15 protein-coding genes are annotated in these 13563 nt (G+C 65.6%); 14 read left to right on the plus strand and 1 reads right to left on the minus strand.

Going from position 1 to position 13563, the window contains the following annotated elements; genetic code table 11:
• Positions 1-72: 72 nt before the first annotated feature.
• From murG to AB1Z25_RS00675, 11 genes are all read left to right on the plus strand, one after another.
• Positions 73-1155 (plus strand): undecaprenyldiphospho-muramoylpentapeptide beta-N-acetylglucosaminyltransferase, encoded by a 1083-nt coding sequence (murG, locus tag AB1Z25_RS00625; RefSeq protein WP_227106471.1) that lies wholly within the window; start codon positions 73-75, stop codon positions 1153-1155.
• 37 nt (positions 1156-1192) lie between these two features.
• Positions 1193-2584 (plus strand): UDP-N-acetylmuramate--L-alanine ligase, encoded by a 1392-nt coding sequence (gene murC / locus AB1Z25_RS00630; protein WP_235084966.1) that lies wholly within the window; start codon positions 1193-1195, stop codon positions 2582-2584.
• Positions 2585-2607: 23 nt separating this feature from the next.
• Positions 2608-3519: a D-alanine--D-alanine ligase gene (locus AB1Z25_RS00635; protein WP_486637336.1), complete on the plus strand. Its 912-nt coding sequence runs from the start codon at positions 2608-2610 to the stop codon at positions 3517-3519.
• Positions 3509-4234 (plus strand): cell division protein FtsQ/DivIB, encoded by a 726-nt coding sequence (locus tag AB1Z25_RS00640; RefSeq protein WP_019102324.1) that lies wholly within the window; start codon positions 3509-3511, stop codon positions 4232-4234. Before AB1Z25_RS00635 ends, AB1Z25_RS00640 begins: the two co-directional genes overlap by 11 nt.
• A 46-nt stretch (positions 4235-4280) precedes the next feature.
• A complete protein-coding gene (gene ftsA / locus AB1Z25_RS00645; protein WP_197081372.1) occupies positions 4281-5492 on the plus strand; it encodes a cell division protein FtsA in 1212 nt (403 codons plus the stop codon).
• Positions 5493-5582: 90 nt separating this feature from the next.
• Positions 5583-6773 carry a cell division protein FtsZ gene (gene ftsZ / locus AB1Z25_RS00650; RefSeq protein ID WP_039755403.1) on the plus strand — a complete coding sequence of 397 codons (1191 nt, stop codon included), beginning with the start codon at positions 5583-5585 and terminating at the stop codon, positions 6771-6773.
• 111 nt (positions 6774-6884) lie between these two features.
• Positions 6885-7796 (plus strand): UDP-3-O-acyl-N-acetylglucosamine deacetylase, encoded by a 912-nt coding sequence (gene lpxC, locus AB1Z25_RS00655; protein ID WP_199225982.1) that lies wholly within the window; start codon positions 6885-6887, stop codon positions 7794-7796.
• A 2-nt stretch (positions 7797-7798) separates the two neighbouring features.
• A complete protein-coding gene (locus AB1Z25_RS00660; RefSeq protein WP_486636387.1) occupies positions 7799-7981 on the plus strand; it encodes a hypothetical protein in 183 nt (60 codons plus the stop codon).
• Positions 7982-8148: 167 nt separating this feature from the next.
• A complete protein-coding gene (moaC, locus tag AB1Z25_RS00665; protein ID WP_486636388.1) occupies positions 8149-8628 on the plus strand; it encodes a cyclic pyranopterin monophosphate synthase MoaC in 480 nt (159 codons plus the stop codon).
• A 75-nt stretch (positions 8629-8703) separates the two neighbouring features.
• Positions 8704-8934: a type II toxin-antitoxin system RelB family antitoxin gene (gene relB, locus AB1Z25_RS00670; RefSeq protein ID WP_107797825.1), complete on the plus strand. Its 231-nt coding sequence runs from the start codon at positions 8704-8706 to the stop codon at positions 8932-8934.
• Positions 8935-9219 (plus strand): type II toxin-antitoxin system RelE/ParE family toxin, encoded by a 285-nt coding sequence (locus AB1Z25_RS00675; RefSeq protein ID WP_166451145.1) that lies wholly within the window; start codon positions 8935-8937, stop codon positions 9217-9219.
• Positions 9220-9240: 21 nt separating this feature from the next.
• On the opposite strand, the gene panS is transcribed toward AB1Z25_RS00675, so the two are convergent.
• Positions 9241-10194 carry a ketopantoate/pantoate/pantothenate transporter PanS gene (gene panS / locus AB1Z25_RS00680; protein ID WP_486636389.1) on the minus strand — a complete coding sequence of 318 codons (954 nt, stop codon included), beginning with the start codon at positions 10192-10194 and terminating at the stop codon, positions 9241-9243.
• A gap of 169 nt (positions 10195-10363) precedes the next feature.
• On the opposite strand from panS, the gene dsdA reads away from it, so the two are divergent.
• From dsdA to AB1Z25_RS00695, 3 genes are all read left to right on the plus strand, one after another.
• The gene (gene dsdA / locus AB1Z25_RS00685) at positions 10364-11722 is read left to right on the plus strand and encodes a D-serine ammonia-lyase (RefSeq protein ID WP_486636390.1); all 1359 of its coding nucleotides are present in this window, start codon (positions 10364-10366) and stop codon (positions 11720-11722) included.
• Between the two features lie 14 nt (positions 11723-11736).
• Positions 11737-12663 carry a DNA-binding transcriptional regulator DsdC gene (gene dsdC, locus AB1Z25_RS00690; protein WP_486636391.1) on the plus strand — a complete coding sequence of 309 codons (927 nt, stop codon included), beginning with the start codon at positions 11737-11739 and terminating at the stop codon, positions 12661-12663.
• Between the two features lie 98 nt (positions 12664-12761).
• Positions 12762-13463 carry a glutathione S-transferase family protein gene (locus tag AB1Z25_RS00695; protein ID WP_486636392.1) on the plus strand — a complete coding sequence of 234 codons (702 nt, stop codon included), beginning with the start codon at positions 12762-12764 and terminating at the stop codon, positions 13461-13463.
• Positions 13464-13563: the final 100 nt, after the last annotated feature.

A 13563-nucleotide genomic window follows, 5' to 3' on the forward strand; every position in this document is an offset into this window, starting at 1 on the left:
CTGCGAGCCCGAAGGGCGAAGCAAAAACCGGCGCATGATGCGCGGCAACGAGAGTTAACGGAACGGATAGAGATGGCGAATCGCACGGTCATGGTGATGGCGGCTGGCACGGGTGGACACATCGTCCCCGGCCTCGCCGTGGCCAAGGAATTGCAAAGCCGGGGCTGGAAGGTGGTGTGGCTGGGCACCCGCCGCGGCATGGAGAACAAGCTGGTGCCGCCGACCGGCATTCCGCTGGAGCGGCTGAACTTCCATGGCGTGCGCGGCAAGGGTCTGCTGGGCTCGCTCAAGGGCGCGCTGCAGCTGGCCGGCGCTTTCTTCAGCAGCGCGGCGCAGATTTTCCGCCACCGCCCGGACGTGGTGCTGGGCATGGGCGGCTACGTCTGCCTGCCCGGCGGCGTGATGGCGGGCCTGCTGTGGAAACCGCTGGTCCTGGTCAACGCCGACGCCGGCCTGTTGTTGAGCAATAAGGCCTTGCTGCCCTTCGCCAAGAAACTGGCCTGCGGTTTCGACGGCGACGCGGCGCGCAACGGCAAGGCGTTGGTCACCGGCAATCCGGTGCGTGGGGAGATCGAGGGCATCGCCGCGCCGGCGGAGCGCTTCGCCGGCCGCAGCGGCCCGCTGAAGGTCTTGGTGGTGGGCGGCAGCCTGGGCGCCAAGGTTTTGAATGAAACGCTGCCGCAGGCGATGGCCAAGCTGCCGGCCGACAAGCGGCCGCGACTGACGCATCAGACCGGCGAGGCGAATTTCGCCGCGGTCGAGGCCGCGTATCAGGCCGCGGGCCTGCGGGAGCAAGTGGAACTGCTGCCCTTCGTCGACGATATGCCGCAGCGCCTGGCCGAATGCGATCTGGTGATCTGCCGCGCCGGCGCGATCACGGTCAGCGAATTGTGCGCGGCCGGCGTGCCCAGCGTGCTGGTGCCGCTGGTGGTGTCCACCACCGGCCATCAGCGCGACAACGCCGAGTGGATGGCGCAGGCCGGCGCGGCCTGGCATCTGCCGCAGAAAGAATTGAACGCCGACGGGCTTGCGGGCCTGCTGGCGGGTTTGGATAGAGAGCAGTTGCTGGACAAGGCCGAACGCGCGCGCGCGCTGGCGCGTTCCGGCGCGGCCGGCCGGGTGGCCGACCTGTGCCAGCAGCTGGCCCGGGAATGACAGAGCGTCATACGAGCGCTCAAGCAGAGACACAGACATGAAACACAGGGTCAAACACATACATTTCGTCGGCATCGGCGGCGTGGGCATGTGCGGCATCGCCGAGGTGCTGCACGGCCTGGGCTTTACCGTGTCCGGCTCCGACATGGCGGAAAGCGCCACCAGCAAGCGGCTGATCGATCAGGGCATCCGCGTGTTCTACGGCCACGACGCCACCTATATGCACGGCGCCGACGTGGTGGTGACCTCCACCGCGGTCAAGGCCGACAATCCGGAAGTGCTGGAAGCGCGCGCCAACAAGATCCCGGTGATCCCGCGCGCGCTGATGCTGGCGGAACTGATGCGCTTCAAGCAGGGCATCGCCATCGCCGGCACCCACGGCAAGACCACCACCACCAGCCTGACCGCTTCGGTGCTGGGCGCGGCCGGCCTGGACCCCACCTTCGTCATCGGCGGCAAGCTGACCGCGGCCGGCACCAATGCGCGCCTGGGCTCCGGCGAGTTCCTGGTGGCCGAGGCCGACGAATCGGACGCCTCCTTCCTGCATCTGACTCCGGTGATGGCGGTGGTGACCAATATCGACGCCGACCACATGGACACCTACGACCACAGCTTCGACAAGCTCAAGCAGGCTTTCGTCGACTTCCTGCAGCGGCTGCCGTTCTACGGCCGCGCGGTGCTGTGCGTGGACGATCCCCATGTGCGCGAGATCCGCGGCCGCATCACCAAGCCGGTGACCACTTACGGCCTGGACGACTCCGCCGACATCTACGCCGAGAACGTCCGCGCCGCGGCCGGACAGATGCATTTCGACGTGGTGGTGAAGAACGGCAAGGAAGTGCGTTTCCCGGTGGTGTTGAACATGCCGGGCCGCCACAACGTGCTCAACGCGCTGTCCGCCATCGCCATCGGCCTGGAGTGCGGCGCCAGCGTGGAAGCGATCCAGCAAGGCCTGGCCGAGTTCGCCGGCGTCGGCCGCCGCTTCCAGCGTTACGGCGAAGTGCCGGCCAAGGACGGCGGCAGCTTCACCCTGGTGGACGATTACGGCCATCACCCGGTGGAAATGGCCGCCACGCTGGCCGCGGTGCGCGGCGCCTTCCCGGACAAGCGTCTGGTGCTGGCCTTCCAGCCGCACCGCTACACCCGCACTCGGGACCTGTTTGAAGACTTCGTCAAAGTGCTGTCCAGCGTGGACGCCTTGCTGCTGTCCGAAGTCTACGCCGCCGGCGAAGCGCCCATCGTGGCCGCCGACGGCCGCGCCTTGGCGCGCGCGGTGCGCGTGCAGGGCAAGGTGGAGCCGGTGTTCGTCGAGGACATCGCCGAGATGCAGCAGACCATTTTCGATCAAGCTCGCGACGGCGACGTGGTGGTGACCATGGGCGCGGGCTCCATCGGCGCGGTGCCGGCCAAAGTGGCGGCGGGCGCGTGATGATGAATGACAAGGACAAGGCAATGAAGCAGTACGGCAAGGTGGCGGTGATGATGGGCGGCAGTTCCTCCGAGCGCGAAGTGTCGCTGATGAGCGGCGCCGGCGTGCTCAAAGCCCTGCAATCCCGTGGCGTGGACGCTCACAAGTTCGATCCGTCGGAACAGCCGCTGAGCGCGCTGAAGGACGAGGGTTTCGACCGCGTGTTCAACATCCTGCATGGGCCCTTCGGCGAAGACGGCACCCTGCAGGGCGTGCTGGAAAGCATGGGCCTGCCGTATACCGGTTGCGGCGTGATGGCGTCGGCGATCTGCATGGACAAATGGCGCACCAAGCTGCTGTGGCAGGGCGCCGGCCTGCCGATCCCGGCCTTTGAACTGCTGGACGAGAACAGCGACTTCGCCGCGGTGGAAGCCAAGCTGGGCCTGCCCATCTTCGTCAAGCCGGCCACCGAGGGCTCCAGCATCGGCGTGACCAAGGTCAAGCAGCCGGGCGAACTGAAGGCGGCGTTTGAAGAGGCGCGCCAATACGACAGCATCGTGCTCGCCGAGCGTTTCATCGGCGGCGGCGAGTACACCTGCGCGGTGATCGGCGACACGGCGTATCCGACCATCAAGATCGAACCGGCGACCGAGTTTTACGACTACGACGCCAAGTATTTCCGCGACGACACCGTCTACCGTTGCCCGTCCGGCCTGAGCGAAGACGTGGAGACGCGCGCGCGCGAACTGTCGCTGGCGGCTTTCCGCGTATTGGGCGGCCGCGGCTGGGGCCGGGTGGATTTCCTGATGGACGAAGCCGGCGGCATTTACCTGTTGGAAGCCAACACCAATCCGGGCATGACCAGCCACAGCCTGGTGCCGATGGCGGCGCGGGCGATGGGCATCAGTTACGAGGATTTGTGCCTCAAGGTGCTGGATATGGTGCATGTGGGATAACCATCGGCTGCTTAGAGGCCTGGCCAATCTGATGCTGGCCGCCGCAGCGCTGATGTTGCTGTATGCAGGAGGGTTCTGGTTGACGCACGCTCCGGTGTTTCCGGTGAAGAAGATCCAGATTCGCGGCGACATGAAACGCGTGACGCCGGAACAGCTGAAGTTCATTGCCGAGCATGAGCTGTCCGGCACCTTCTTCACGCTGGACATCGACAAGACGCGGGCGGCCTTCGGCAAATTGCCGTGGGTGCGGGATGCCCAGGTGCGGCGGCGCTGGCCGGACGCGCTGGACATTTCGGTGGAAGAGCATGTGGCGCTTGCGCGCTGGGGAGAGAACGGCCTGGTCAATACCCGAGGAGAGCGGTTCGACGCCGCCAGCGACCAGGACCTGCCGGTGTTTTACGGGCCGGCGGGGGCAGAGAAGGACATGAGCGAAATGCTGGGAGGGCTGCGGCAGGATCTGGCCCCGGCGGGCGTCAAGCCGGCGGCGCTGTGGCTGTCCAGCCGCCGCGCCTGGAAAGTGGGGCTGGACAACCAGGTGCAGCTGGAGCTGGGACGCAACGACGTGAGTCCGCGCGCCCGCCGCTTCGCCCAGTACTGGAAGAGCAAATTGGCGGCGTTGCCGTATCACGTGGAATACGTGGATATGCGCTACCCGAATGGATTCGCCGTGCGGATGCCCGATTACAAGGCGCCGCCGGCCAAGGGAAACAAGTAATTAGCAGTTGGAGCGACAGGTGAGCAAACCAAAGGAAAGCAAGAACATGCTGGTTGGCCTCGACATCGGCACATCCAAGATCGTGGCGATCGTCGCAGAAGTCCTGGAGGACGGCCAACTTAATATCGTCGGCATGGGCCACACCCCGTCGCGCGGTTTGAAGCGCGGCATGGTGGTGAACATCGAATCCACGGTGCAGGCCATCCAGCGCGCGCTGGAAGAGGCGGAACTGATGGCCGACTGCAAGATTCACGAAGTGTTCGCCGGCATCGCCGGCAGCCACATCAAGAGCGTGAACTCGCACGGCATGGTGGCGATCAAGGATCGCGAAGTCACCAAGATGGACATCGACCGCGTGATTGAAACCGCGCGCGCGGTGACCATTCCGCCGGACCATCAGGTGCTGCACATCCTGACCCAGGAATACAGCATCGACGGTCAGGAAGGCGTGCGCGAACCGCTGGGCATGAGCGGCGTGCGGCTGGAAGCGAAGGTGCACATTGTCACCGGCGCGGTGTCCGCCGCCCAGAACGTGACCAAGTGCGTGCGCCGCTGCGGCCTGGAAGTGTCCGACCTGGTGCTGCAACCGATGGCCTCCGCCATCGCGGTGCTGTCGGAAGACGAAAAAGATCTGGGCGTGTGCCTGATCGACATCGGCGGCGGCACCACCGATATCGCGGTCTACGCCAACGGCGCGATCCGCCACACCGCGGTGATTCCGATCGCAGGAGATCAGATCACCAACGACATCGCCATGGCCTTGCGCACCCCGACCAAGGAAGCCGAGGACATCAAGATCCAGCACGCGGTGGCGCTGGTGGCGATGGCGGACCCGAGCCAGATGATAGAAGTGCCAGGCGTGGGCGAGCGCGGGCCGCGGCAGATGTCGCGCGCCACGCTGGCCGAAGTGGTGGAGCCGCGGGTGGAAGAGCTGTTCCAGCTGGTGCAGCAGGAGCTGCGCCGCAGCGGCTTCGAGGATTTGCTGTCCTCCGGCATCGTGCTGACCGGCGGCGCCAGCCTGATGCCCGGCATGGTGGAGCTGGCGGAAGAAGTGTTCCACATGCCGGTGCGCGTCGGCGTGCCCAAGTATGTGGGCGGCCTGGCGGAAGTGGTGAAGACCCCGCGCTTCTCCACCGGCGTCGGCCTGCTGTTGTACGGCAAGGATCAGATTCAAACGCATGCCGGCCCCAAGGTGGAGACGGCGGGTGTGGGCCAGATGTTCACGCGCATGAAGGCGTGGTTCGCTGGCAATTTCTAAGCGCTACGCGGCCGGCGCACTCGCTGGCCACGATAGCGATCGGGCAGATGTATATGAAGTCGGTAGCTCATCTTTATTGAGGAGAGGAAAATGAGCGGAATGGTCTTTGAAGTTATGCAAGAAACCGCCAATGTGGCGATCATCAAAGTCATCGGCGTCGGCGGCGGCGGTTGCAACGCCATCGACAATATGATCGACGGCAATGTGCACGGCGTGGAGTTCATCTGCGCCAACACCGACGCTCAGTCGCTGCTGCGCAACAAGTCGCCGCAGAAGCTGCAGTTGGGCAACAATCTGACCCGCGGCCTGGGCGCGGGCGCCAATCCGGAAGTGGGCCGCAGCGCGGCGCTGGAAGACCGCGAACGCATCGCCGAGATGCTGCGCGGCTCCAATATGGTGTTCGTCACCGCCGGCATGGGCGGCGGCACCGGCACCGGCGCGGCGCCCGTGGTGGCCGAAGTGGCCAAGGAAATGGGCATCCTGACCGTGGGCGTGGTCACCCGGCCGTTCGAGCACGAAGGCAAGCGCATGAAAGTGGCGCAGAACGGCATCGAGGATCTGAAAAAGCACGTCGATTCGCTGATCGTGATCCCCAATGAAAAACTGATGGAAGTGCTGGGCGACGACGTGACCATGCGCGAAGCCTTCCGCGCCGCCGACGACGTGCTCAAGGGCGCGGTGGCCGGCATCGCCGAGGTGATTACTTGCCCGGGCCTGATCAACGTCGACTTCGCCGACGTGCGCACCGTGATGAGCGAAATGGGCCTGGCGATGATGGGCTCCGCCTACGCCTCCGGCATCGACCGCGCTCGCGTGGCCGCCGAACAGGCCGTGGCCAGCCCGTTGCTGGACAACATCACGCTGGAAGGCGCGCGCGGCGTGCTGGTCAACATCTCCACCGCGCCTGGCTGCCTGAAGATGAGCGAGTATCGCGAAATCATGGGCATCGTGCGCCAGTACGCGGACGAAGACGCGCAGATCAAGTTCGGCACCGCCGAAGTGGAAGACATGCCGGAAGACACCATCCGCGTGACCTTGATCGCCACCGGCCTGGGTCAGAAGAAGACCGCGCGCAATACCGAGGAGCGTCCGGAATACATCAAGATCGTCAAGACCGGCACCGACGACCGCGCGGTGGAAGTGGTCAGCTACGACGACTTCGACACCCCGGCCATCATGCGGCAGGGCCGTCGCCGCGCCGCGCCGTCCATGGACTTCTCCAACCCGGAAGTGAGCGAAAGCTACGACATCCCGGCCTTCCTGCGCAAGCAGGCGGACTGAGGCGGAGCCGCTATAGAAGAAAGCTATTTAATACTGCAAATCAATCAATAAAGTGCGGTTTTTGACTGTGCTAGAATCGGGCATTCCCATTCGTTCGAGAAGCCCGACATGATATTGCAGCGCACGCTGAAACAAGCGATAAGCGCCACGGGTGTGGGTTTGCACTCCGGCGAGCGGGTGAAGCTCACCCTGCTGCCGGCCGCGCCCGACACCGGGATCGTCTTTCGCCGCACCGACTTGCCCGAGCCGGTGACGGTGAAAGTGGATCCATCGCTCGTCAACGACACGCGACTCTCCTCCACGCTGGTGACAGACACCGGCGTGCGTGTCGGCACGATCGAGCATTTGATGTCGGCCCTGGCGGGCTTTGGCATCGACAACCTCGTGATTGAGGTCACGGCGGCGGAGATCCCCATCATGGACGGATCCGCCGCCCCTTTCATTTACCTGTTGCAGACCGCGGGCGTGGTCGAGCAGCACGCCAAGAAGCGCTTCATCCGCGTCACCCAGACGGTGGCCGTGGAAGAGCGCGGCGTGTGGGTGAAGCTGGAGCCGCACGAGGGCTTCAAGGTCACGCTGTCCATCGACTTCAACCATCCGGCCTTCAATCTGGCGCCGCAGACGGTGGCGGTGGATTTCGCGCGTCATTCCTATACCGACGAGATCAGCCGCGCGCGCACCTTCGGCTTCATGCACGAGGTGGAGTACATGCGCAACCATGGCCTGGGCCGCGGCGGCAGCCTGGACAACGCCATCGTCATCGACGACGAATACGTGCTGAATCCGGAAGGCCTGCGTTTCCCGGACGAATTCGTTCGCCACAAAATCCTGGACGCCATCGGCGACCTCTACATCATCGGCCACCCGTTGATCGCCGCCTTTTCCGGCCACAAATCCGGCCACGCGATGAACAACAAGCTGTTGCGCAAGCTGCTGGAGACGCCGGAAGCCTGGGAATACGTCAGCTACGACGACCCGCTGGACGCGCCGTCCAGCTTCCACCGGCTGCCGGAGGTGGCCTAGCGGTGTTTGGTTTCTGGCGCCTGTGGCTGCTCGTCACCATCCTGCTGCTGGGCTGGGCAGGCGTCAGTTACCTATTGACCCGCAATCCGCTCTACCTGCGCTATCTCGGCCGCATCGCCCGCTGGAGCGGCGGCCTGGTAGTGCTGGTCAGCGCCTTCTGGCTGATTTACCGGCTGCTGTCCTAAGAGCCTGTTCAAGGTCTTGCGAGCAAGGGCGAGACAAGGCGAAAACGAGCGAAAAAGCGGAATGTACGAGTGGTACATGAGCATTTTGAGCTGGTTTTTAACGCCGTATCGCTGAAGCGCAGCAGACTTCGAACAGGTTCTAAGCGGGCCGGAGGAGTAATGAACCCATGTCAAAATTGACTCATTTCGACGCCGGCGGCCAGGCCCATATGGTCGACGTCGGCGCCAAGGCGCACAGCCGCCGCCGCGCGGTGGCCGAAGGCCGCATCCACATGTTGCCCGCCACCTTCGCGCTGGTGAAGGACGGCGGCCATAAAAAAGGCGATGTGCTCGGCATCGCCCGCATCGCCGCCATCATGGCGTCCAAGAAGGCCGCGGACCTGATTCCGCTCTGCCACCCGATCGCGCTGACCCGGGTGGCGGTGGACTTCGAACTGCTGGAGGCCGACAACGCCGTGCGCATCGAGGTCACCGCCGAATGCAGCGGCCAGACCGGGGTGGAGATGGAGGCGCTGACCGCGGCCAACGTCGGCCTGCTGACCATTTACGATATGTGCAAGGCGGTGGACCGCGGCATGGTCATCGACGGCGTGCGGCTGCTGGAGAAAGAGGGCGGCAAGAGCGGGCACTGGCGGGTGGAAGGCTGACGGTCCACGCAGGGGGGCAAACAAGAGCCTTACCTTGTATGCTGTGTATACATTGTGGTTTCTGGAGGTGTTGCCATGAGTGTCATGTCCGTGAGAGTGGCTGATGATGTCGCCCAGCAACTCGAAGCTTTGGCGCATGCGACCGGTCGCAGCAAATCATTCCTGGTGGCGCAAGCCATAGGCGATTATCTGGAGCGTGAAGCCTGGCAAGTACAGGCTATTGAGGCGGGCCTGAAGGAAGCGGATGCCGGCGATTTCGCTTCTTCCGACGAAGTGAGCGCATTCTTCGCCAAGCATGGAGCATAAGTGCGGCTCGTCTGGCTACGGAGCGCGCTGCAAAATCTCCAGCAAGAGGCGGAGTTCATCGCCGAGGAAAACCCCGCCGCGGCCGCCGCCCTGGTGAGGGCGGTCAGAGCCGCAACCAAGCATCTGGCGGATTTCCCCGAAACAGGCAGACCTGGACGCGTGCCTGGCACGCGCGAACTGGTGCTGGAAGGCTTTCCCTACCTGATTCCCTATCGGGTCAAGGACGATCAGGTTCAAATTCTCCGCATTTTCCATACCCGTCGTCGGCCGCCCAAACGTTGGTGAGTATTGGCGCTGGTTTGGGGTTTACGGCGTTTGCTGCGCGCCGGCCCGAGACGCTTGACGCCCCCGCTCGGCGGGCTTGTCCCGCCAATAGCCGGCCAAGAGCGAGCCGGAAATATTGTGCCAGACCGAGAACAGCGCGCCGGGCAAGGCCGCGAGCGGGCTGAAGTAGGCCTTGCCCAGCTGGGCGGCCAGGCCGGAGTTCTGCATGCCCACCTCGATCGCCAGCGTGCGGCACACCGATTCGTCGAAGCCCAGCAAGCGTCCTCCCCAATACCCGCCCAACAGGCCGATGGCGTTGTGCAGCATCACCGCCAGAATGGTCAGCCCGCCCACCGCGGCGATATGGTTCTTGCTGCCGGCGACGATGGCGGCGATCAGCGCGACGATGGCCAGCATCGACAACAGCGGCAGCAGCGGCTCCAGCCGGCGGACCTGGGGCGCGAAGAAACGATGGGCCAGCAGGCCCAGGCCTATCGGCAGGATGACGATCTGCAGAATGCTCAGCAGCATCGCCGCCACTTCCACCTTGATCGCCGCGTCCACGTACAGCCGGGTCAGCAGCGGCGTGGCTATCACCCCAACCAGCGTCGATAGCGAGGAAATGGTGACCGACAGCGCCACGTCGCCGCGCGATAGATAGATGATCACATTGGACGCGGTGCCGCTGGCGACGCTGCCCACCAGAATCATGCCGATGGCCAGCTGCGGCGGCATCTGGAACAGCCGCGCCAGCGCCCAGGCCGCCAGCGGCATTACCAGATAGTGCAGACCCAGGCCGGCCAGCACCGGCGCCGGCCGGCTCAGCACCCGTTTGAAATCGTCCAGCGTCAGCGTCAGCCCCATCGCGAACATGATCACCGCCAGCAGCAGACCGGTATGCGGCAGCAGCGGAGTGAACGCCGCCGGCCGCTGGTAAGCGACGGCGGACAGCAGCAAGGCCCATAGCGGGAACAGACGGGTGATTGTGGCGAGCACGGCGACTCCTGGCGGCGGACGATGCGCCCATCATAGGCGATGCGCCCCGGTGTCTGGCAAGTCCGCGCGCGCATGGCTGATCCAGCGTCAGCCGTCGGCTGCGCAATCGTCTTTTGCCAGCGGCGGCGCGGCGCGGTTTAATCGGGTCTTCGATTCCATGGAGCGCGCGATGCAAGCGACGATTGCCGGCAAGACCGTGGCCGACTGGCGGGCCAGCCACCCCTTATTGACGCCCTTGATGGCCTTGCAGCCTTTGAGCTGGTTCAACCCCGCGCTTGCGCCGGCGGCGGAAGCGCTGGCCGACGTGGGTCTGAGCCGGGCCGACGTCGCGGACGCCGATGCGCGCTTGCGCCGTTTCGCGCCCTATCTGGCGCGGGTGTTTCCGGACGCGGCCGCCAGCGGCGGCATCATCGAATCGCCGCTGCTGCCGCTGCCGGCGATGCGCGCGGCCTTATGGGCCGAGGCCGGGTTGGCGGACGGCGGCGGCCTGTGGCTGAAGGCGGACAATCTGCTGCCGATTTCCGGCTCCATCAAGGCGCGCGGCGGCATTTACGAGGTATTGAAGCACGCGGAAAGCTTGGCGCTGAGTCATGGCCTGCTGCGGGAGGGGGACGACTACGCCGGACTGGACAGCGCCGAGGCGCGGGCCTTCTTCGGCGGCTACCGGGTAGCGGTGGGCTCCACCGGCAACCTGGGCCTGTCCATCGGCATCATCAGCGCCAAGCTGGGCTTCCAGGCCAGTGTGCATATGTCGGCGGACGCGCGACAGTGGAAGAAGGACTTGCTGCGCAGCCATGGGGTCGAGGTGGTCGAGTATCCGTCCGATTACAGCGTGGCGGTGGCCGAAGGCCGCAAACAGGCGGCGTCCGATCCGCGCTGTCATTTCGTCGACGACGAGAATTCAGTCAATCTATTCCTTGGTTACGCGGTGGCGGCGGAGCGTCTGCGCGACCAATTGGCGGAGCAGGGCGTCCGGGTGGACGCCGAACACCCGCTGCTGGTGTATCTGCCCTGCGGTGTCGGCGGCGGGCCGGGCGGAGTCGCTTTCGGCCTCAAGCTGGCTTTCGGCGACGCCGTGCATTGCCTGTTCGCCGAACCTACCCACGCGCCCTGCATGCTGCTGGGCGTTTACACCGGGCTGCATGATGAGGTGGCGGTGCAGGATTTCGGCATCGACAATCTGACCGCCGCCGACGGCCTGGCGGTTGGCCGACCGTCCGGCTTCGTCGGGCGCGCGATGCAGCGGCTGATAGACGGCTATTACACGGTGGACGATGGCGAGCTCTACCGCTTGCTGGCCATGCTGGAGCGCGAGCAGGGCTTGCGGCTGGAGCCGTCGGCGCTGGCCGGCATGCCGGGGCCGCTGCGGGTGTTGAGCGAGACCCAGGGTTACCGCCAGCGGACGGGCTTGAGCGCGGAGCGGCTGTCGCGCGCCAGCCATCTGGTGTGGGGCACCGGCGGCGGCATGGTGCCGCCGGCGGAAATGGACACCTATCTGGCGGAAGGCCGGCGGCGGCTGTCGGCGTGAACGATGCTGGCGATATGCTGAATCTTCCCCCGCGCGCCGGCGTCCGGCTGGACGGCGCGCAATGGTCCAATCTGCACACCTTCGCGGCGGCGGCGCGGCATCTGAGCTTCGCCCGCGCCGCCGAGGAACTGTGCCTGAGCGCCAGCGCGGTCAGCCATCGCATCGCTCGGCTGGAACGGGCGCTGGGTACCCGCCTGTTCCTGCGGCTGACCCGCAGCCTGAGGCTGAGCGAGGACGGCGAACGCATCTATCAGGCCTGGCTGGCCGGTCAGGCTCAGCTGGAGGCGGCGCTGAATCCGCAGGACGACGCCGAGCCGGCCGGCGCGGTGGCCTTGTATGCGCGGCCTTCGCTGGCGCAATGCTGGCTGGCGCCGCGGCTGGCGGATTTCGCCGCGCGCTATCCGCGCATTGCGCTGGACATCCGCAGCGGCAACGAGATGGTGGACTTCCGCGCCTGGAATATAGACCTGGCGCTGTATTACTCGGCCGGCGAGTTTCCCGGCCTGGACGCGCAGCGTCTGATGGACGAGCAGGTGGCTCCGGTGTGCAGCCCTGAGTACGCGGAGCGGCACGGTCTGCGCGACAACCCGGCGGCCCTGGCCGCATGCCTGCTGCTGCACGACGCCCAGGCCTGGGAACGGGCGGCTCACGACGCCGAATGGCGGGAGTGGGCGCGGCGGCAGAACGTGGCCTTGCCGCCGCGGGGCATCAGCTTCGACCGTTCCGACCTATGCGCGCAGGCGGCCGCGCATCACGCCGGCGTGGCGCTGGGTCGGCGTCGCTTGGTGCAGCGGCAGCTGGAACGCGGCGAACTGATGCTGCCGCTGGGGCCGTTTCAACCGCTGGGGCCGCAGGCTTATTACCTGGTGCGCGCGCCGCAAGCGCCGTCGCCGCGGGTGCGGGCGGTGATGGACTGGCTGCGGGTTTGCGCGGCGGATTAGGCGTCCTTCCCCTTTTCGCGCCCGCCCTCTCGCGCGCCTTCCCGGCGGCGTGCTAGTCTGCTTCAGTTCAATGTCATGTCTGCCGCGGGAGGCGCTTGATGATCACTCTGTATCAGTTCGGCCCGGCCATGGGCTTGGTGGACCCCAGTCCCTTCGTGATGAAGGCGGATCTGCTGCTGAAGCTGTCGGGCCTGTCCTACCGCCGCGTGCGCGGCGATATGCGCAAGGCGCCCAAGGGCAAGCTGCCTTATATCGACGACGACGGCCAGATCGTGGCGGACTCCACGCTGATCCGCCTGCATCTGGCGGACAAGCACGGCCTCACGCTGGACGCCGGTCTCAGCGAGGCGCAGAAGGCGCTGGCCTGGAGCGTGGACTGCATGCTGGGCGATCATTTCTACTGGGGCATCGTGCATGAACGCTGGATGGTGGACGAACACTTCGCGCGCGGGCCCAGCGTGTTTTTCAAAGGCGTGCCGGCCTTGCTGCGCGGCTTGGTGACGACGCTGGTGCGGCGCAAGGTGCGCGCCAATCTATGGGGGCAGGGCATGGGCCGTTTCAGCGCGGCGGAGCGCCTGCGGCTGCTGGAGGCGGACGTGGCGGCGCTGTCGGCTCTGCTGGGCGACAAACCCTATTTCATGGGCGAGACCGCCACCTGGATAGACGCCAGCGTTTACGCCTTCGTCAGCGGCGCCTTGACCGATGCGATGGGGGAAACCCCGTCGCGGGCGCTGGTGGCGGCGCGGCTGAATCTGGCGGCCTACGCGGAAAGACTGAGGGCCGAGTTTTACAGTGGATAGGCCGGCTGGGTCCGCCGCGCCGCAGTAAGAACCTGTTTACGATCTGCTGCGCGTCATGAAGCGTTGCGCGGTGAGGACAAGCTCAAAATGCTCATGTACC

Source organism: Chromobacterium sp. HL1 (assembly GCF_057418835.1).

Bases quoted from the DNA above. Each gene is read 5' to 3' on its own strand.
- murG (WP_227106471.1), top strand. From the start codon at position 73: ATGGCGAATCGCACGGTCATGGTGATGGCGGCTGGCACGGGTGGACAC.
- murC (WP_235084966.1), top strand. From the start codon at position 1,193: ATGAAACACAGGGTCAAACACATACATTTCGTCGGCATCGGCGGCGTG.
- AB1Z25_RS00635 (WP_486637336.1), top strand. From the start codon at position 2,608: ATGAAGCAGTACGGCAAGGTGGCGGTGATGATGGGCGGCAGTTCCTCC.
- AB1Z25_RS00640 (WP_019102324.1), top strand. From the start codon at position 3,509: ATGTGGGATAACCATCGGCTGCTTAGAGGCCTGGCCAATCTGATGCTG.
- ftsA (WP_197081372.1), top strand. From the start codon at position 4,281: ATGCTGGTTGGCCTCGACATCGGCACATCCAAGATCGTGGCGATCGTC.
- ftsZ (WP_039755403.1), top strand. From the start codon at position 5,583: ATGAGCGGAATGGTCTTTGAAGTTATGCAAGAAACCGCCAATGTGGCG.
- moaC (WP_486636388.1), top strand. From the start codon at position 8,149: ATGTCAAAATTGACTCATTTCGACGCCGGCGGCCAGGCCCATATGGTC.
- relB (WP_107797825.1), top strand. From the start codon at position 8,704: ATGAGTGTCATGTCCGTGAGAGTGGCTGATGATGTCGCCCAGCAACTC.
- dsdA (WP_486636390.1), top strand. From the start codon at position 10,364: ATGCAAGCGACGATTGCCGGCAAGACCGTGGCCGACTGGCGGGCCAGC.
- dsdC (WP_486636391.1), top strand. From the start codon at position 11,737: ATGCTGAATCTTCCCCCGCGCGCCGGCGTCCGGCTGGACGGCGCGCAA.
- AB1Z25_RS00695 (WP_486636392.1), top strand. From the start codon at position 12,762: ATGATCACTCTGTATCAGTTCGGCCCGGCCATGGGCTTGGTGGACCCC.